The sequence below is a fragment of the Mycoplana sp. ABR4_002 genome, from assembly GCF_056159645.1.
Genome location: NZ_JBSWVO010000001.1, coordinates 2736442 through 2754445, shown reverse-complemented (window position 1 = coordinate 2754445; position 18004 = coordinate 2736442). Strand labels below are relative to the sequence as shown.

General features: G+C 58.0%; 15 protein-coding genes and 1 pseudogene. 10 read left to right on the top strand and 6 right to left on the bottom strand.

Translation table 11 applies throughout. The features are described 5' to 3' along the window. Nucleotide 1: 1 nt before the first annotated feature. Nucleotides 2–637 carry a hypothetical protein gene (locus ACXAGF_RS13180; RefSeq protein ID WP_475017702.1) on the top strand — a complete coding sequence of 212 codons (636 nt, stop codon included), beginning with the start codon at nucleotides 2–4 and terminating at the stop codon, nucleotides 635–637. A gap of 8 nt (nucleotides 638–645) precedes the next feature. Next, a complete protein-coding gene (locus tag ACXAGF_RS13175) occupies nucleotides 646–1488 on the top strand; it encodes a hypothetical protein (RefSeq protein ID WP_475017700.1) in 843 nt (280 codons plus the stop codon). A gap of 149 nt (nucleotides 1489–1637) precedes the next feature. On the opposite strand, the gene ACXAGF_RS13170 is transcribed toward ACXAGF_RS13175, so the two are convergent. Beyond that, entirely contained in the window at nucleotides 1638–1853 is a 216-nt protein-coding gene (locus ACXAGF_RS13170) for a hypothetical protein (protein WP_475017698.1), read from the bottom strand. A 48-nt stretch (nucleotides 1854–1901) separates the two neighbouring features. Between ACXAGF_RS13170 and ACXAGF_RS13165 the strand changes: the two genes are divergently transcribed. The 4 genes from ACXAGF_RS13165 (at nucleotide 1902) to ACXAGF_RS13150 (ending at nucleotide 6420) form a co-directional block, all read left to right on the top strand. Beyond that, the gene (locus ACXAGF_RS13165) at nucleotides 1902–2192 is read left to right on the top strand and encodes an OST-HTH/LOTUS domain-containing protein (protein WP_475017696.1); all 291 of its coding nucleotides are present in this window, start codon (nucleotides 1902–1904) and stop codon (nucleotides 2190–2192) included. A gap of 77 nt (nucleotides 2193–2269) precedes the next feature. Further along, complete coding sequence (locus tag ACXAGF_RS13160) at nucleotides 2270–4675, top strand: hypothetical protein (protein WP_475017694.1); 2406 nt, start codon at nucleotides 2270–2272, stop codon at nucleotides 4673–4675. A 12-nt stretch (nucleotides 4676–4687) separates the two neighbouring features. Then, nucleotides 4688–5194 (top strand): hypothetical protein, encoded by a 507-nt coding sequence (locus tag ACXAGF_RS13155; protein WP_475017692.1) that lies wholly within the window; start codon nucleotides 4688–4690, stop codon nucleotides 5192–5194. 176 nt (nucleotides 5195–5370) lie between these two features. Next, nucleotides 5371–6420 (top strand): hypothetical protein, encoded by a 1050-nt coding sequence (locus tag ACXAGF_RS13150; RefSeq protein ID WP_475017691.1) that lies wholly within the window; start codon nucleotides 5371–5373, stop codon nucleotides 6418–6420. 31 nt (nucleotides 6421–6451) lie between these two features. Here ACXAGF_RS13150 and ACXAGF_RS13145 read toward each other — a convergent pair whose 3' ends face one another. After that, the gene (locus tag ACXAGF_RS13145; RefSeq protein ID WP_475017688.1) at nucleotides 6452–6589 is read right to left on the bottom strand and encodes a hypothetical protein; all 138 of its coding nucleotides are present in this window, start codon (nucleotides 6587–6589) and stop codon (nucleotides 6452–6454) included. A 369-nt stretch (nucleotides 6590–6958) separates the two neighbouring features. On the opposite strand from ACXAGF_RS13145, the pseudogene ACXAGF_RS13140 reads away from it, so the two are divergent. Further along, nucleotides 6959–7221, top strand: a pseudogene (locus ACXAGF_RS13140) (arsenical resistance protein ArsH); the annotation flags it as partial. Nucleotides 7222–7431: 210 nt separating this feature from the next. Beyond that, a complete protein-coding gene (locus ACXAGF_RS13135; protein ID WP_475017686.1) occupies nucleotides 7432–7764 on the top strand; it encodes a hypothetical protein in 333 nt (110 codons plus the stop codon). On the opposite strand, the gene ACXAGF_RS13130 is transcribed toward ACXAGF_RS13135, so the two are convergent. Continuing rightward, complete coding sequence (locus ACXAGF_RS13130; protein ID WP_475017684.1) at nucleotides 7757–8131, bottom strand: hypothetical protein; 375 nt, start codon at nucleotides 8129–8131, stop codon at nucleotides 7757–7759. The genes ACXAGF_RS13135 and ACXAGF_RS13130 overlap by 8 nt on opposite strands. A 516-nt stretch (nucleotides 8132–8647) precedes the next feature. After that, the gene (locus ACXAGF_RS13125) at nucleotides 8648–9445 is read right to left on the bottom strand and encodes an abortive infection family protein (RefSeq protein WP_475017681.1); all 798 of its coding nucleotides are present in this window, start codon (nucleotides 9443–9445) and stop codon (nucleotides 8648–8650) included. Nucleotides 9446–10577: 1132 nt separating this feature from the next. On the opposite strand from ACXAGF_RS13125, the gene ACXAGF_RS13120 reads away from it, so the two are divergent. Together ACXAGF_RS13120 and ACXAGF_RS13115 are read left to right on the top strand one after the other, a co-directional pair. Then, nucleotides 10578–14123 carry a hypothetical protein gene (locus ACXAGF_RS13120; protein ID WP_475017680.1) on the top strand — a complete coding sequence of 1182 codons (3546 nt, stop codon included), beginning with the start codon at nucleotides 10578–10580 and terminating at the stop codon, nucleotides 14121–14123. A gap of 178 nt (nucleotides 14124–14301) precedes the next feature. Then, nucleotides 14302–15138, top strand: coding sequence for a haloacid dehalogenase-like hydrolase (locus ACXAGF_RS13115; RefSeq protein WP_475017679.1), 837 nt, complete (start codon nucleotides 14302–14304; stop codon nucleotides 15136–15138). Nucleotides 15139–15275: 137 nt separating this feature from the next. Here the strand turns inward: ACXAGF_RS13115 and ACXAGF_RS13110 are convergent. Beyond that, nucleotides 15276–16465, bottom strand: a protein-coding gene (locus tag ACXAGF_RS13110; protein ID WP_475017677.1) for an IS3 family transposase whose coding sequence is annotated in 2 segments (ribosomal slippage) — nucleotides 15276–16216 and nucleotides 16216–16465 — 1191 coding nt in all. Because the reading frame shifts where the segments join, the coding sequence is not laid out codon by codon here. Between the two features lie 504 nt (nucleotides 16466–16969). After that, on the bottom strand, nucleotides 16970–17956 hold the full coding sequence (locus ACXAGF_RS13105; protein WP_475017675.1) for an HAD family hydrolase: 987 nt from the start codon (nucleotides 17954–17956) through the stop codon (nucleotides 16970–16972). Between the last annotated feature and the right edge of the window lie 48 nt (nucleotides 17957–18004).

The following is an 18004-nucleotide window of genomic DNA, read 5'->3' as shown; positions in this document are numbered from 1 at the left end:
AATGACGGCTCATCGCAAGTTCTCCTCGTCCGGCACGAGTCACAGCGGATTCGGCGACCGCCTCGATTTTCAGCAGGTTCGGCGTCATCAAGGGTTCAGAGCCTCCTCGCCGACGACCTCCACGCTGCTCGACATGCAACGCACCGAGACTGAGGAGGAGCGCCTGGAGGCGGCCGCCAACTCGGCGACTTTTATCACCCAGATCGGCCAGTTGAAGATGATGACCGGGTACAGCTGGGATCGGCTCGCAGAACTTCTCAGCTGCTCGCGCCAATCACTCTACAACTGGCGTGACGGTCTCGTGGTAACGGACGCGAACATTCGCGCGGTCCAGCGTATGCACGACGCGCTCGCGTTTATCGATCGAGGCGATCCCACGGAAACCAGGGCGGTACTCGAAGCCAACAACGCGCTTGTTTTCAAGACGCTCAAGACGGGTGACTTCGATGGTGCGAAGCAGGCGGCGGGGCAGGGGCGCGGTTCCGTCCACGGCCGGCCTTCGCCCCTTGTCAACGGCACGGGCGAGCTTCAAGATCATTGGACAGACCGCATCGCGGCGTCTTCTGATGAAACCTTCGAGAACGGGGGGTTCAAACCCCGGAAGACTTCGCGACGCGGGCCTCCCCGCACCAAGTAGAAGACTTCATGGCAGACAACGACGAACCCAATGCCGAACTTGAGGAACTGAGAGCGGCGCTCGCACCTTGGAGACAGGGTGACTTCACGATATCCATGGGTGAATTTCCCGTCGCGTTTCTCAACGAGAACGAAGTGATAGAGGCTGGGTGGGATGCGGTTCAGGGTCTGGTCGTTGTGAGCCAGACCTGTGACATCGTAAATGCCGTCGATTTCGACGACGTCGTTGTCGTTGCGCCAATCGTCGAGGTGACGGAGGGTCTTCTCGAAGCCATTAAATTCGGGACCACAACGGTGGGAGCTGTCATCGAAAACGCCATCCTACCGACCGACGTCGCCGATCTGAGATATCTGGCGACCATACGAAAATCGTCCCTCGCCAAAATGGAGCGTAAGGCAGGCTTCAATTCCGAACAGACGCGAGACGTGTTTGTCAACGCGCTCGAGCGTCGTTATGGACGTTTCGCGTTCCCTGACGCGCTGAGCAACGGCCCCGTTATAACAATCCGGAACAGGGCAAAGAGTCTGAGAAAGAAGAATTCGCCCAAGGCCGATGTCTACAAATCGCTGCGCTCTATCCGCCTCGTGGCAGACCCGGATTTCGATACTCCTGGAGCGAAAATCCAGTTCCTACTGGTCTTGAACGATCCGCCTCACGTCTTCGCGGACCCCAAGGACATACTATTGGAACTACAAAGCCAGGAGCAGGCCGACCGTTTCAACTGGCCCGTCGCTTTCGAGAAGCACTCTCCGCTGTTTCGCGTCGTCACCATGGACGGCCTGTCGGCACGAGAATGGGACAACAGTCGTCACGTCGATCTCGACTTCATCTCTTGGCGGAATGAGGCGTAGCGGTTACACACGTTTGAAAATTCCGCAAGCGAGGCCCGAGCAGCTCCGCGAAATCAAGCTTTAGACCTGAGAGGAGTGCATGCGAGACGCTATCGCCGCCCGCGCCGCTCCTCGGCCTTCACCCATTCCTCCAGGAATTCGAAGCGCCGCTACAGCGTCTTCTTGTCCCTGCAGTAGTCGATGGGCTTCACGCCACCGAGTTCCTTCCACGCCTGCGTGGGCCACAAGTCGGCGACGTCACGGCGGCTGATGCGGCTGTAGACCCGATCCCATAGCTTACCGATCATTTCCGTTTGTAGCTTTGCGGCCGCGGCCGCCTCTCGCTCGGCCTCGGCGAGCCTATCCAGTTCCCGTTGCACAGCCATGAAGCCGCTGGCGCTTTCCGCAGCCAGTTCCCGCGATGTCTTGCCGTCATGCCGGAGGCGGACAAGGGCGCGGCATCGCAGGGCGTAGCCGCAAGCGGCAAGCTGGACAAGGCTGCCCTAACGATGCTCCGCAAGGCGGTGGAAGCATCTGCGGATGACGATGGCCGAGCCCACCTTGCGCGGGTCGGTGCACACCTGTCGAAGCAGTCAGCCGATTTCGATGCCAGAAACTACGGATACGCGAGGCTCAGCGATCTGGCGGAGGCTTCCGGCATACTCGAGGTGGAACGTGTAGGCGGGCAGAACAAGGTCATGACCGTGAAGCTGAAGAACGGCTGAGAACACGCGATTCATTCGGACGGGATTAGGCTGCGACAACTCTCGGAAATCATTAGACAACCCGGGAGCAATCCGGCATGAAAATGCGGGTGCTTAGGGGGAAAGAATTGTACGTACCGCCATGGACGATTTTCTCGGGTCTCGGGGCGCTTGATCGCCGCGAACTGTGCAATCTCATCGCAAGCTTCGAGGCCACGACGCTGTTGTCCATGTCCATGGACCGTGTCAGCGATATGTTGTCCCGCTTTCAGAAGAATGCCGAGTCGTCAGATGCCACGGCTTTCGCCCGTCGGCTAAAGCTCGCCGCCGACGAATTGTATGCGTCCAATATCCCAGACCGCGCGCTGCGGGTTCGCCTGTGGGTAAGGATCGCGGAGGCCCTCGATCTCGACACCGTCCTTCCATTGTCGTCGAGAAGGGCCAACGCGGTTGGCGCGGGTGTGGCACACAAGGCATCGTCGGTGATGTCCGTGCCTGTCTCAGACGACAGCGAGAACGTGCCGCAGACGGGCATCCAGAAAGCCTGGCAGGCAGTAAAGACGCTAGGCGGTCGTTCCCACCAGGATTTCGCTTCCCTGGTCGCCGATCAGGCACAACTCGTCGCCAAGGCAGTGGCCGAGGCGGCGACATCCGGTGAGATTCCGGAAGAACTGGCGAGCGCACTTGGCCAGCGCGTCCGCGACCATATTCGAAGCCTGCCACCTGAGCTACGGGATGACCCTATGCGGGATGCCCTGACGGCAGGAGATCGGGCAGCATTTACGGTACTCGCGACAGGAACCGCTGCGTTCTCCATCGGCATGGGCGTGAATCTGGCCGGGTTCAGCGCCTACATCCTCGCCGCCCAGGCCTCGGCGTTTATCCCGTTCATGAGCGGGCCAGCCGTGGTGTCGACGCTCTTCATGCTCGCGAACCCGCTATTCAGTATCCCGGCCGTCATCGGTATCGGATACCTGGCAAACAACTACGTGAACGGCGGGCAGGCTGCCAAGCTCGCCGCTATCGTTTCGGTCCAGTTATCCCTTCGTGGGCTGTCGGCAGAATGGGACGGCCTGGCGGTTGTATTGAACGATTTCCGAACCGCGGCCAGAGCTGACCTAGCGTCGGTGTCCTCGTCGACCATGGCCGAAAACATGACCCGGAACGCGGCCATCGCTAAGGCGACCAGAGGGCGTTTGCCAAGTGCACTAGGCGACCTGAGGACCGGAGCGCTCGTCTCCGAGCGGCAAAGCGACCTGCTTACGGGCGTACTCTCGAAGAACCGCGGCGATGCGCTGGAAATGGCCGCTGTAACGGCTCTCTCGGCGGGTGACATGCTCTACAACGCAGTATCCATCGATCCGATGGTTCTTGCCGCGGCCGACTTCTCGCGATCTGAAGACCTCGGAGACATCTTCAAGTTCGGTGTGTTTGCCGAGCGCGTCGGATCGATGAGCGAGGCAGCTGCGGCGGGAGCAGGCAATAACCTGCGCGGTTATGTCTCCGAACAGCTGGTGGCGGCCCGTCTTTCGGAAGTCGGCCACGTGGTCAGCTTTCCGGAGACCTCGAACAATGCGGGTTTTGACCTCCTCGTGGACGGTGTCCCGTTTCAGGTGAAATGCCTGCAGGGCCTCGAAGGCCTGCGAACGCATTTCGCCAAGTATCCCGACATGCCTGTGTACGCCAATGCCGAATTGGCGGAGGCCGTTATCAGCAGCGGGGAGGAATGGGCGAAACTTGTCTTCTATGTCGATGGCTTTGATCGCGAGATCGCCGACCTCGTCATGACAACCTCCCTCGAAGCCGCCGAGGCGTTGGGCGACGTGAACGTGCCGTTCTTTGCCATGGCGGTTTCCTCGGCGCGAAACCTCCACAGTGTCTGGCGCGGCCGCATGCCCCTGTCGGACCTGCCGTTTTCGGTCGTGATGGATGCCAGCGTCAAAGGTGGACTTTCGGCCATTGGCGCGCTGTCTGGCAAGGCTATCGGCCTGATGGCTTTCGGCCCGGCTGGAGCGCTGGTCCTGAGTGGTGTCGGGGGTGTCAGCGCACTGGTCGGCGCGGGCTGGACGAGAGAGCAGGCAACGCGATTGCTGTCTTCCGACTGGCTTGCCGACCTTGAGGCGTCCACCGAGCGGTTCCGTGCCGCGCTTCTGGCGATTGTTCAGGCCAAGATCGCGATGCTCGAGGCGAAAAAGTCCGCCGTTCCCGGCACGCTTCCCGAGATCAACGACTGGATCGACGCGCGCTTCGCGGACGACATCGTATCTCTCGGTGAAGTCACGTACGATATCGAGACGGCAATTCCGACGCTCAGTCAGCCAGCGAAGGCACGAGCCTGTTTGGCTGCCATGGACGCGGCCAAGGTGCATCCCCTTGCAGTCGAGGCGGAGTTGGCGGACCTTTTGACGGTACTTGGGTCCGAGCCGTCGAAAGCCGCATCCGCTGGAAGGAAGGTCTCGGACGCATGGTCCGCGGTGAAATCGAAGCTGCCCAGTGCGGGCTAAGGAAGGTATTGCATGCAGGCGTTGATCGGGGTGGCAAGGTTCAGGGGGATGCTTTTGATCGCTGCTGTAGCTGTCTCGGGGGTATTGTCCGCTGTTCCTGCGCGAGCGCAGGACGACCACTCCATCTATTACGGATCGCGGGCCGGCATGCACGTGACGACCGTTTCCAAGACCGGGATCGGCACATCGAAGGCCGTTATCATGATCGAACACACGCCGAAGGACGCCAAGGCGTACTGCGTTGAATACAAGCAGGACTACTCGATGGCCTGCGTCAAACGGACGATGGCATCGGTAAAGGTCGGCGACAGGGTAACGGCGAACTGTAAAAAGGGGACCTGGACCGACGTTTACGGTGAGGGATATGTCTTTGAGGGCAAGTCGAGGTCCGATGACCTAATGGCCGACTATGTCGTGCGCCGCGTGAAATCGGGCGAAATACTCGACGGTTCATCGGCCTCTGGCTACCCGATCGCGTTGAGCGTCTTTCAGGAACTTTGCCCTGGTGTAGCTAAATGATATTTCGCCTTTCCGTCGTCGCCATGCTTGCATGCTTGGGCTTAACGGCTCCGGTAAGCTCCCATGCTGCCCACGTCAAGTTCGAGGGGATTTCGAACGGGCAGTTCGGTCCAGAGGTACGCTTCAGGCTCGAGGGGGATATCGTCGAGGGAGACAGCTCTCGCGTAAGGCAAGCGATGGCGGACGCCGACATATCCGTTCAGCAGGACCCCTGGCGGCGGATTGTCATCGCCCTGGATAGTCCAGGCGGTGATTACCACGAGGGACTAAACCTTGCCTTAGCGTTCCGTCGTCACGGTCTCGCCACCGTCGTACGGGACATGGACGTCTGCTACTCGGCCTGCGCCGTAGCATTTCTCGGGGGTGTCGATCTTCCGAAAGACCCGACTCCTGTCGGGGACGATGATCCTCTCCCCGATCAGAAGCCGTCGCGCACGATTGAGAAGGGAGCGAAACTGGGATTTCACGCGCCGTATCTCTCCGTTCCCGAGGGGAGTTACGACGCTGCCCTCGTACAGGATGCCTACAGGGCGGCGGTTCTGGGTATCGCGCGATTGGTAGCAGTCGCGGATCGTCTCCATCTCGTTCCAGCCGAGTTGCCTCGCTTGCTCGCTCCAGCCCGCGACGAGATGTATATGGCCGACGATGTAGATGCAGTCCGTGTTCTCGGCATCACTTACAATGACTTCTCGTACCAAATCCGGGATGGATATCCGTTTTCGCATTCCATGATCCTGAACGGATGCGTCAACCGCTACTACCACCTCGGGCGTAGAAGCAGTTCAGACGGCTACCAGATTGCGTTGTCTTCGCTCGAGGAGTTTATCGAAGGTTCCCAGCTGATGGAGAACGGTGAGGACGCGATTGCGTTCGGCGTTCGCTCGATCGGGCAGGGGACGGTGTCAACGTGGCTGGCCTACATGCCGATCGCCAAAACGAAGGACGGTGATCGCTTCGTATGGTGTTTATTCTCGCCAGGCACGACAGGGCCAACGACATTCTACAAACCAGCAGGGACCATCGAAGAGCTGTTCTCGGAGCTCAAGGGAAAGGGCGATCTCTGGGACTTCACCTCATCCCCGACGACGATCGCGCTTTCGACAGGTGATTGGGTTGACGATATGATGCGCGCAATTGACCTCGTTCCGCCACACACGAAGCTGGACGATGTGGCGAACCAACTCGAATCCTATCGCAAGTCAGAGCAGGCGGTCACTCCTCGATGAGCACCCAGTACGGTGTGGGTCCGAGGCGCTGTCACAGCTTGAAGCAGAAGCGGTTCCGTGTCTCGCTATTGAGCGCGCACAGCGTATACCCATCGTCGGCGTAAGGAATGGACGGCTTGCCGTTTATCGTGAAGAAGTCGCCGTCGCGTGCAAGAATGGTCTCGGCCATACGAATTCGTAACGATCTGATCGCCGATTATCTACGATGGCATTGATGTTCAGAGTAGCTTCACAGGGCTCAATTTCCCTTTCCCCACTCGCACTGAAGACCGCGCACGTGGCGGACGCTTTCGCGCCGACTATCGACCGAGGGGATGTGGCATCCTCACTGGCAACCGCTCCACCCAGTTCTTTGAGAGTGAGGCCGGGCCGATATGAAGCGAGTTGGTTGATCCCCCAACTCCGGTCGGCATAATTATCGACAGTGCATGCTCCCTGACCCAATAGGACATTGTACATCCCGTTGTATCCGCAACCCTGCAGGCCGTTCCTATTGACGGCGATCACGCATCCCGCTTCAGAGTACCCGGCATCGCTAAGCCAGTCCTTCAACGCACTGAACCAGATTCGCGTGCTTGGCCGCTGGATGCAGTCGTCGGTCGCCAAGGCCTACCAGGAGTTCGACGCCGACGGCCGCATGAAGCCGTCCTCCTACTACGACCGCGTTGTGGATGTCTGCGAGGAGCTGGTGAAGTTCACGCTGCTGACGCGGGACGCCTCGGCTCATCTGACGGATCGCTACAGCGAGAGGAAGGAACACGCGGCCGAGTTGGAAAGAGGGTTGCGCTGAAGTCCATCTGAAGCCCTTCTGTCGTAGGAGCGCAACGTCCCGATGCGGTTATCATGTCGGCAATTCGCCGATACCGAAGATCATTTCAATTACTGGGGATGGCGGGCAAATCGGTAAACGCCCAAGGTTGTTGGGTTTCCAGCTCCGTGGACCAAAGCCAGTGTGCCCGTTGCGCCGGCGGAACCTGAAAGTCACCCTGTAGAGGAGGATTTGAGGGCGGTATGTACGATTTCACCGAAAAGCAGGGTAATCCAGTGGATTTTATGCTGAAGGCGTTGGCACTCAGCGACGAATGCGGCAACGTTCGCACGTTGGTCGCCCAGATAAACCGTAACCACGCGACCATCATAAGTACCGCGACTCAAGATCAATTAGAAACCTATCGTGCACTACTCAGCCGAGCAGAGGCAGCCTCCGAGGCTGAAAGGATATATGGCTCTGGTAGCCAATTAAAACTCTCACATCCCCACATCAGGCAACTAATTATGAGTGGTCTGCTTGACTTGCGCCAGACTATGGATTCCACCGTCCCCGCGCTGAATCTGGCTAGATGAGCGAAGCCGGGGCGCTTTTCTGAATAATGGGCTTTGCCTCGGTATTGGTCCTATAGTCTTCGTCGGCAGCTCCGATGGCTGCTTCTGGGGATGGGTAAATGCCAGGCAACAAGCCGAACGGCCCAAGGACTATAACACTCAGATGGCCGCTGAATTCTCGACGGGCGAATAGTCTATAGCCAGGAGGCCCTCCAGGCGCAGGAATCCAGTTGAAGGATTCCACTGGAACTTGGCCGCTTTCATCAAGCTCCAGGAACTCAAGTACCTGGTCTTGAGAGAGAAAGGGATAGGACCAAATTACCTCATCGTCTGCTTCCAGTGCAAAGCAGCCCGATCCGCGTTCGTTGAGATAGATAATTCGAGGCACGTTACTCTCCTCCTTGCAATAAAGAAGGCGATAGCAGCCACCGGTTGCCAAACAGCTAACCGGTTAGGGATGGCGAAAAAGCGGCACGACTGCATCTCCGGCGTAGCGCGGCGCATTTTACCAAACCACCGTCGTATTACGCCCGCGTCGTGGATGTCCCGAAGAACTCGTAATGTTCACCCTGCTGACAGGGGTCTTCAGCGCACCTGACTGACCGCTACAGTGAGGAAGAAACACGCGGCCGAACTTGAAAAGCAGGTCCTCCACGTCGCGTTGACACCACGCCCCGCGAGCTGCAAGCCACGGGACCTCCAAGTGCTGCGGGTAGCGTCGCTCGGCCTTTGCGCAGCGAGAGAGGCGACCGTTGAAAACGGGATCACCCCAACCTATCTAAAGGCCATCACCCGTTATTGATGGCTTGCCGCAGTGACTTGGCGCTGTCCAGGTTTTTCAAATGGCGCTCTCCAGAAATGGATCGAGCCCCCTTTGTGTTTGCGGGCAAAATTCCGGCCTCGCCTATTCCTCAAACGCCCGTCCATCTACCGACTTGATGTAGCGCAGAATGGCAGTGACGCTATCGAAGATGAAACGCGCTTCATCCGGGTCGACGAGGTTTGGATTATCGTGCGCGAGCGACTTGTTATTCCTAAGGTCGTTCATCGCCTCAAAGACGCTGATTGAACTCTTGATGATGCGCTCGGACATTTGGGTCAGGTTTCTCTGAGAGCTTAGGGCTTTGACGTATCGGCCGACCCTGGAATGAAGCGGGTCGTCTAGCCCACAATCTCCGCCACCGTGCTTACTCACCAACGATGCAAACCGCTTCATGCAATATGTGTGAAGTCTGTCCAATGCCGCGTGCGGCTTTCGCGCATCCAGATCACGTCGGATAGAGGCAACGAGTTCTTCCAAAGTCTCGTTCGCTTCGAACGTCTCAAACGCTGAAGTGTCGATATCGTGGCTCGCGCCCTCAAAGCGACTAACGGTCAGGAAAAAACTGGTCTCCAGGTCCTTCTCGTTCGGAGGCTTCCGCATGCCCGACGCCCCGCGATATTCCCACAGTTCCCTGAGCAACTTCGCGACCGTGCCAGAGGGTGCGCGTTCAACGAAGGATCGGAACCGCTTCGCCTTCGACGTTCCTCGCCCGTTAAAAAGGGAAGTCTGCGTTTGAACGTCGATCGACAATGTCTCGTAGAAGAAGTCGCTAAAAGTTCGATCTGAGAAGTCGAGGAGATAGCCATCGTTCATGCCAAGGGCTTGTTCAAGCTTATCTCGTTCTGCGCGCGGGATGAGTTGTTCGTAGGTGCGGTTCATGATTTCCGACTGATAAAGACATTCGTGGCACCCTCGGCTCCAGCCTGAGAACAGCGTAGCCCGCCATAATCGTCACGAGATTCCGAGAATTTTCCCTTTGTTATCAGGCAACTGTGCGGCTGTTCAAGGGAATGTGGCGGTGAAGGGCCGTCGGAGCAGACGTATGTGGCGGCTCATCCAAGTGGTTGTGGCGGCCACGGCGCTAAGTGATTGATTCACGGTGGCCCTTGGTTCAGACGTTTGTGGCGGGCCACATTTTCCAGAGTTTCCGCCGTGCCTGCCCGTATCGCCGGCGTTTCTGGGCGTCGGATCGAAGTCTTGCGTCGACCCTCCGACTATCTTTAGTGTATCAGAAAAAACAAAATTTTCAAGAGGTTGCAAGGCCGAGAGCTGGGCGCAGCCTAGCCGTTCGCGGCCAACTGGATCAGCCAAGCGGCGCTCTACCGCTTGGCCGGTGGTTCGACCCGGCCGCGCTGTCCGATCGCATAAGGGGTAAGCGAGCGCCGCCCGACGGACGCGGAAAACTGGGCGGCAGTCTGGGCGACAATCCGTCCGATTCGGCGACGGCCGTTCGAGGGTCCGGAGACGCCCGGCCGGCAGGCCGCCAGAGATTTCGAGACCCGAGCAGCCCTGGGCGGGCGGCCGCAGTCCCCAACCTGGGGGTCCGCAGTCCCGCTGTCAAAAACTGTACACCCGATCGTGGAAATACCCAACGGCGATCATCCACCTCGGATCGAGGGCAAACGGGCTGGGCACGGAGCCTCGCGGACCGCGATGCGGGATGAGCACCTCCGCGCGCGAAACCCCGGCCGTCCGCACGGGGAGCGGCCACGCCTGCGCGATGGATGCGGTTCGATGCGATGGGTCTGACCACGCTTAGCGGCAAGGTCGAACTCGTCCCGCACCCACAGCGAGCACACTTCTTTCGCAGGTTGAAGTCTCCCCCGTTTGCCGCGACGAACGCACGCCCGGCTGTCGCGCGGCACCGCGCGGCGCGTCAAACGAAAACCGAACAGCAAACGCATCTCCCACAGGCCTTAAAAAAAACTGTTGAGTTGTGCAGGTAGAGGAAGATGCCGCCTAAAATTGTTGTAAATAAAGGCCATTTCCCACCACAACCAAGTCTATCCAAATGGTACGCAAGCCCAAGAAAGCTTCCAAGAAAACAGAGCCAAAGATCAAGCATCTCTCCAACCCGTTTTCAACGGGTGGCGGCGGCGTGAACTTCGAAACACGCGTTCAAGCCTCGTTTGCGGTCCTGATGCTTGCTGGGGGCATTTCACCTTGCACACGACTTTGGCCAATCAAAGCTGTCCATCTGCAAGCGAAGCGTCTTGGTCTTGAAACGGATGACGTGGTGGTCGAGGCACACGAACCTAATGCTCAACGGCGGTCGAGGCTCCTGGGGCAAATCAAGCACGATGTTGCGTTCACCCCCAGCAACAAGACCTTCGGCGAAGTTATCTTTGCCGCATGGACTGACTTTTCCAAGGGAGTTGACGGTGACGTATTTGCCCTGATCACAGGCCCGCTCAGCGGAAACGACCTCGAACTTCGAGCCGTGCTGGAATGGGCGCGGACTTCGGCGACAGCCGAAGACTTTTATAGCAAGGTCGGTCAGGCAAATTTCAGCAGTGCGAACAAGCAGGCAAAACTAAACGCCGTTCTGCACCATCTGAAGGTCGCCAACAAAAAGGTGGCCGTGTCAGACGAACAAGCTTGGAAGTTCCTCCGGTCGTTCCACGTACTCCAATATGATCTCGATATCGCCGGTGGAGTAAATCGAGCGTTTTTGACCTGCATCATCTCGCAGTTCGGCGTATCCGGCGCGGACGCAACATGGGCGCAATTGATCGAAGCGGTGAGTGACATCAATCAAAATGCCGGGTCGGTCACGATCGACACGCTCCCGAAGGACTTGGTGGAGCTGTTTCAGGCTAGGCGGGAAGTCACGATAGCGCGGGAACTTCTTCCTCCTCAAAGCTCGCCGTCGACAATACGAGCCACGAACGCCAACAATCCTGTAGTTGCGATCGCACAGTTGATTGGCGCGTGGAGTGAAGCATCACGATCTGATCGAGAATACGTCAGCGCCCTCGCAGGAGAACCGTACGACGAATTTGTTCGGAAACTCAGTGTCGAATTGAACACACCTGGCACCGTGCTTCGACACAGGAACGGGGTATGGAGCGTTCTTGATCGCGGGGAATGCTGGGACGTTGGAGGTGCCTATGTTTTTGATCGGCACCTTGACCTCGTTCAGAGCCACGCTGCGCGGGCATTTTCGGAGGATGATCGATCTCTGCGTGTCGAGGACGGAATGGCCGAACCGGACGCAGCAGAGGCCTATTCTGGGCAACTGCGTTCGTCGTTCGCAGATACGCTCGCGCTCATCGCGACTCGCCCAGCGGCTCTTCGTAACTGCCGCCAAGACGTGATGAACCGCGTACCGCGCGTCGTGGTCGCGCAAAGCTTACAGTCAGGCGATTGGATCAGGATTGCTAGCCTTGATCGAGACCTTGCGGTCCTAGCCGAAGCTGCGCCCGAGGAGTTTCTCACTGCACTTGAAAGAAAAATCCGAGAGGGCGACACGATCCGTGACCTCTTCTCCAGAGAACATGTGAGTGGGGGCTTAGGGCGAACCCTTTCTACTGGCCTCTTGTGGGGGTTGGAGAACCTTGCTTGGTCGCAGGAGTTTTTGCCCCGGGTCACATTGGTCTTAGGCAGATTGGATGAGCTTGATCCCGGCGGGCAATGGACCAATCGGCCGAGCGAGACGCTCAAAAGCATCTTTCTTCCGTGGCACCCTCAAACATCTGCCTCTCCCGCGATGCGAGCAGCGGCATTGAGGGCGCTTGGACATGAACACCCTCAAATTGCATGGAAGGTATATGTCGCAGCGCTTCCGGGGGTGATGCAATCCACTTCCGGAACCCACCGCCCGAAGTGGCGAGATTTCGGCGCGGTCGAGGCCCCGCGGGTTACGAGACGTCAGTACTTCGACGAGATCAACATCTACACCGAGAGCCTATTGGATTTGGCGTCTTCCAGGCCGGAAAATCTCGCGGACCTCGTAGAACATATGCCCAACCTTCCCCCTTATGCTTTTACCCAGGCTATTAACTTGATTGATGTCAATATTGACGCGCTCCGGGCAAGCGGTCGCGATCAAGGCGTCTGGAGCGTGCTGGAGGAAACGGCAAGAAAGCACAAGGCGTTCGCGCATGCGGACTGGGCAATATCGCCTTCCTCCGTCCAAGAGATTGAAGCGCTCGCGTCCCGGCTACGCCCCACAAATCCCGCTATACGGTATAAGGACCTTTTCGGCTTGTCCGATCCCCTTTCATACGATCGGGAGAGCACATGGCGAGAGCGTCAAGACAAGATTGACAGTTTGAGAGAGCAGGCTGTCGGCGAAATTTGGGAAGCAGGCGGGCTTTCCGGGATAATCTCGTTCGCAATGTCGGTTCAAAAGCCTCGGCCTGTCGGTGCTGCTCTGGCGAAGCTCGATCACGCTTTGGTGCCATTGGCGGAACTGCAGCGTTGGGCGGACACCGACGAGACACACCTTCTTGATCTTCTCGCGGGCTATGCGGCCCAGAGTTACGCCGCACAGAATGGCGAATGGCTCGAACGACTAGGGTTGGGCAATTGGACCCCGGATGGAGCAGCAAAGGTGCTTTCGGCGCTTCCGTTCTCGCGCTCAACATGGGACATCGTCGAGGGACTGCTGGCCAAGAAGCAATCACTTTACTGGAGGTCAGTGGATATCGGTTTCGTGGAAAACCAGCGCGACACGCATTACGTCGTCAAAAATCTCCTGGCGAATGGCCGACCAGGTCCGGCAATCTACATCTTACATTCCTTTATGTTCCGGTTTGGAAAGCTCGATACGAGAGATGCGGTCAAGGCACTCCTCGCACTTGCAAAGACGGGGACGAAACTGGTCGGGACGGACTCCTACGAAGTGGAGGCCCTGATCAAGCGCTTACAGGAGACCAGCAATGTTAAGACGGGCGATTTGGAACAAATTGAGTGGGCATTCCTGGACCTGCTCGTGCAGCCAGGACGTGAAACCTTTCCAAAAACGCTCGAACAGAGGCTCGCCGACGACCCAGATTTCTATCTCGAGGTATTGGGCACAATCTACCGGCCCAAGGGTTCAGCTGCGAGAGAGCCCACGGAGCGTGATCGCCGGGTAGCCTCGGCGTCCTATCGACTATTACTCTCCTGGAAAATTCCTCCGGGTCAGAGTTTCAACGGCATCTTTTCAGAAGCTTCCTTCAACAGCTGGTTAGAAAGTTTTGCCGCAAAGGCTGAATCACAAGGATATCGGGAAGTCGGATTGTCTAAACTCGGACAGGTCCTGATTCACGTTCCCGTTGACCCGAGCGGATTCTGGATAAATCGCGATGTGGCAGCGGCGCTGAATTCAAGTCAGTTCGAACAACTTCGCTCGGGTTACCGGACGGGCTTGTTTAATGCTCGCGGAGTTCATTGGGTTGATCCCAGTGGTGCACCGGAACGAAAGCTTGCTGATCAGTACCGGCGTCAGGCGGAGGATGCAGACCTGCAAGGCTTTGTACGCCTCGCAGCGAGTATTCGTGATCTCGCGAAAGACTACGAATTTCAGGCCGACAGCGTCGCTGAAAGATTTGGCCTCGATTCCGAAGAGTAAGGGAACAACGCTTACAGAGATCACGAGCTACGCTGCCGGCTGGGCATGATTTGTGTTCACCTACGTCGCGGTGTTTTCGATCTGACTGCGGACGATCCTATCCTCCACTGAGGAGAAATACGTGTATGGGCTCCGGCTGAATGTCTCCGAGCCGACGAGTCAAACAATGAGGAACTATATGAGCAAAGCTCTGCGCACAGCGATCATTTACGATTTCGACGGCACATTGGCCAAAGGGAATCTTCAGGAGACCAGCTTCATTCCCAAGGTCGGGATGACGACAAAAGATTTCTGGGACGAGGTCAAAGCCCGGACGCGTCAGCACGACGCAGATGAAATTCTCGTCTACATGCACCTGATGTTGCAAAAGTCGCGCGAGATGAATGCGCCAATCACCGTGGAAGACTTACGCAAGCACGGCAAGGATGCGCCACTATTTCCCGGTCTGGCGGACGGTTCCTGGTTTGACCGGATCAATTCGTTTGCCACTGACAATGGATTGGAACTTGAGCACTACATCGTTTCGTCAGGCATCCATGAGATGATAGAAGGATGCGCCATTCGTAGTTGTTTTCACCGCATCTTCGCGTCGAAATTCATCTACGAAGATGGCGTGGCTGCGTGGCCGGGCGTGGGTATCAATTATACGACAAAGACCCAGTATCTATTCCGCATAAACAAGGGCATCGACAATCATTGGAATAACGAAGCGGTTAATCAGTACATGCCAGAGCAGGATCGACCGATCCCCTTCGATCGGATGATCTTCCTCGGAGACGGAGACACCGATATTCCAACGATGAAAATGCTGACCTACCAGAGTGGGCATTCTGTCGCCGTCTACGATCAAGACAGGTCGGAGCGGGACCTCTCAAAAATACACCGCCTCATTTCGGATGGTCGTGCCGACTTTGTCGCGCCCGCCAGCTACGAGGAGAAGTCCCAGCTCGATATTATCATCAAAGGCATTCTCGGGCGCATTGCTCGCAAGCATGGGCAAACCCTTGCCGAGTAGTGAGGTAATGACCGACTTGGCTGAGTAGCCGTTCTCGCCTGCAGAAGCGTTGACGCGTCTTGGTGGAGGGTTCAGGAGCGTCGCGCCACCCTACCAAGAATCACTTGTTTCTTCGTCGGTGACCTTGCCCCCAAGTTTTATCCAGTTTTGAGTTCGCTCCAGCGGTTTTGGGTTGCAACACTTGGGGCGGTAGCGGCGGGTTGCGGTGCGGAGCCTTTTCGGCCGCGCAGCACCGCATCACGTCGCGGGTTGATGGTCCGAGCGTACTCGGCAGGTGTCAGCCAGCCGAGGCCAGAGTGCGGTCGGTGATCGTTGTAGTCGCAGCGCCAGTTTGAAAGCGCTGATCGGGCATGGGGCAGGGACGAGAAGAGGGTTTCATTCAAGAACTCGTCTCGCAGCCGCCCATTGAAGCTTTCGATGAAAGCGTTCTGGATCGGCTTGCCCGGCGCGATGTAGTGCCAATCCACCTTGGCCCGGTCCGTCCATTGCAGGATCGCGTTGCTGGTGAACTCGCTGCCATTGTCGCTGACGATCATCTTCGGTTTGCCACGCGCCTCGACAATCCGGTCAAGCTCACGGGCAACCCGCAGGCCGGAAAGCGACGTATCGGCGACGAGAGCGAGGCATTCCCTCGTGCAATCGTCGACGACCGTCAGAACCCGGAACCTGCGTCCATCGGTGAGTTGATCTGACACGAAGTCGAGCGACCAACGATCATTGGCGGCCATCGGGATCAGCATCGGCGCTCGTGTACCGATCGCTCGCTTTCGACCGCCACGTCTGCGTACCGTCAGCTTCTCCTCCCGATAGAGCCGGAAGAGCCTCTTGTGGTTCACAAGGTGGCCCTCGCGTCTGAGCAGCACATGAATGCGTCGATAGCCGAAGCGGCGGCGTTCATGCGCCAGCGCCTTCATCCGCTCGCGAAGGTCATGATCGTCGCTGCGCCTGGTTTCGTAACGGATCGTCATCCGGCAAAAGCCGATGGCTTTACACGCCCGCCGTTCGCTCATCCGATGTTGGTTCATCAGATGCGCGACAGCTCTCCGCTTGGCTGCGGGCGTCACCACTTCTTTCCCAGAAGGTCTTTCAAAGCAGCATTGTCGAGCATCGCGTCCGCCAGGAGCCGCTTCAGCTTCGTGTTCTCGTCCTCCAGCGTCTTCAGCCGCTTGGCTTCCGACACGTCCATGCCGCCGAACTTGGTCTTCCACTTATAGATGCTGGCATCGCTGACGCCGTGCTTGCGGCAAAGCTCCGAGACCGGCATGCCCGCCTCATGCTCCTTCAGAATGCCGACGATCTGTTCGTCTGTGAAACGGTTGCGCTTCATTCCCTGGTCCTCTCAATGGCCAGAGCTTACTTCAAAATGGATTAGGTCAGCGGGGCAAGGTCAATCTCAACGGCCTAAACAAGAAGGACGGCGAGAGGATCGGCGCCGCCCTCGGAGAATTCGTTCGCGTGGATCATGCGCAGGCCATGCAGGGTTTAACCCGATGGGCTGCCTGCTTGCTCGCTCCAAACTGCCATCTGGTTCGTGAGGCTTTCCGGGGAGAGTGGCTTGCCGTAGCGCGTCTCCGAAGCCACTCGTAATCTCCATCCTGATTGCAACCGGGATCGACAAACCGCTGAGGCAAGACAGGCCGGCGCGTGGCGCTGCCGTCGGGGACAGCCAATGTCCGCATCTCGCCTGGTCCTGCCGTTCCGCTTCTCGCCCCACATGGTCGTGGAGCCGGCGACAAGCCTGGTCGGCTACGTCCCGCCATGGGCGGCCAAAGCCGATGCAAATGGTTGCCTGGCTTCGTTCCGCGGGTTGAAACGCGGAACAAAGAGTTCCCTAGCGCTTCTGAAGTTCCCAAGGGTACACGGTCCGCCAATCGTTCTTCATGTCGATGACGACCCAGCCCCGCTGGTTGGCCTCTTCCAGCGCCTTGTCCAATCCGCCGACCTTCGATCCCTTGTCGTACGCCCATTCCCGATCTTGGTCCGTGTGGTGAAGCAAAATGGCAAGGGCGTTGCGATCGCCGCGTGTGGCGTATTGCATCATCTGCAGGTCGCCGTCGGAGTTGCCGGAGGCGATAACAGGGCGCCGGCCAATGTGATGGTTGATGGCAACCGGCTTGCCTTCCTTGTCATCGATGAAGAAGAGTTCCGGGCCCTTCACGGTTTCCGCGTCATCATCCGACACCTCGAACGTCGCCTTGATGCTTGAGCCCACCACCTGTTCCGGAGGGATGCCGTATGCCCGTTCGGAAAAGACGCGGATAAAATCGATGCCGCCGCCCGAGACAATGTAAGTCTTAAAGCCCTTGTCCCTGAGATAGGTGAGCAATTCCAACATCGGTTGGTAGATCATTTCGTCGTATCGACGACCGGTCTCCGGATGCTTCGTGGTCTCCAGCCACTTGTTGACCTCATCTTTGAACTCGTCCGTCGTCATACCGGAATGGGATGCCGCCATGACCTCGAGAAGCCCCTTGTGCCCGTCAGCGAGCAGGGCCTGCATGTCTCCCTCCGCGGCAGCCTTCATGCCGGCACTCTTTTCGGCAAGCGACGGATCCGCAGCGACCATGGCCTTGGCTTTGTCGAGCGCGTAGATCAGCTGGAAATAGACTGGCTGTTCCGCCCAGAGATTGCCGTCATTGTCGAATGTCGCTATCCGAGCGGCCGGGTCGATGTAACGCTCGCTTCCGGGCGTTGTCGTTGCCTCGACGAATTTCAGGATCGCCTGCTTCGTCTCCGTGTCGTTCCATGAAGGCAGGGGGTCGGCAAGCGATATAGACGGCAATACGAACAGTACGGCCGAGAGAAACAAGCTGCGCATGGCAAACCTCACCTAAGCAGAAGCGGAAGGACCCGCAGAAGGTGTCGC

Coding starts and splice junctions, on each gene's coding strand:
- ACXAGF_RS13180 (WP_475017702.1), top strand. CDS start 2: ATGACGGCTCATCGCAAGTTCTCCTCGTCCGGCACGAGTCACAGCGGA.
- ACXAGF_RS13175 (WP_475017700.1), top strand. CDS start 646: ATGGCAGACAACGACGAACCCAATGCCGAACTTGAGGAACTGAGAGCG.
- ACXAGF_RS13170 (WP_475017698.1), bottom strand. CDS start 1,853: ATGGCTGTGCAACGGGAACTGGATAGGCTCGCCGAGGCCGAGCGAGAG.
- ACXAGF_RS13165 (WP_475017696.1), top strand. CDS start 1,902: ATGCCGGAGGCGGACAAGGGCGCGGCATCGCAGGGCGTAGCCGCAAGC.
- ACXAGF_RS13160 (WP_475017694.1), top strand. CDS start 2,270: ATGAAAATGCGGGTGCTTAGGGGGAAAGAATTGTACGTACCGCCATGG.
- ACXAGF_RS13155 (WP_475017692.1), top strand. CDS start 4,688: ATGCAGGCGTTGATCGGGGTGGCAAGGTTCAGGGGGATGCTTTTGATC.
- ACXAGF_RS13150 (WP_475017691.1), top strand. CDS start 5,371: ATGGCGGACGCCGACATATCCGTTCAGCAGGACCCCTGGCGGCGGATT.
- ACXAGF_RS13145 (WP_475017688.1), bottom strand. CDS start 6,589: ATGGCCGAGACCATTCTTGCACGCGACGGCGACTTCTTCACGATAAAC.
- ACXAGF_RS13135 (WP_475017686.1), top strand. CDS start 7,432: ATGTACGATTTCACCGAAAAGCAGGGTAATCCAGTGGATTTTATGCTG.
- ACXAGF_RS13125 (WP_475017681.1), bottom strand. CDS start 9,445: ATGAACCGCACCTACGAACAACTCATCCCGCGCGCAGAACGAGATAAG.
- ACXAGF_RS13120 (WP_475017680.1), top strand. CDS start 10,578: ATGGTACGCAAGCCCAAGAAAGCTTCCAAGAAAACAGAGCCAAAGATC.
- ACXAGF_RS13115 (WP_475017679.1), top strand. CDS start 14,302: ATGAGCAAAGCTCTGCGCACAGCGATCATTTACGATTTCGACGGCACA.
- ACXAGF_RS13105 (WP_475017675.1), bottom strand. CDS start 17,956: ATGCGCAGCTTGTTTCTCTCGGCCGTACTGTTCGTATTGCCGTCTATA.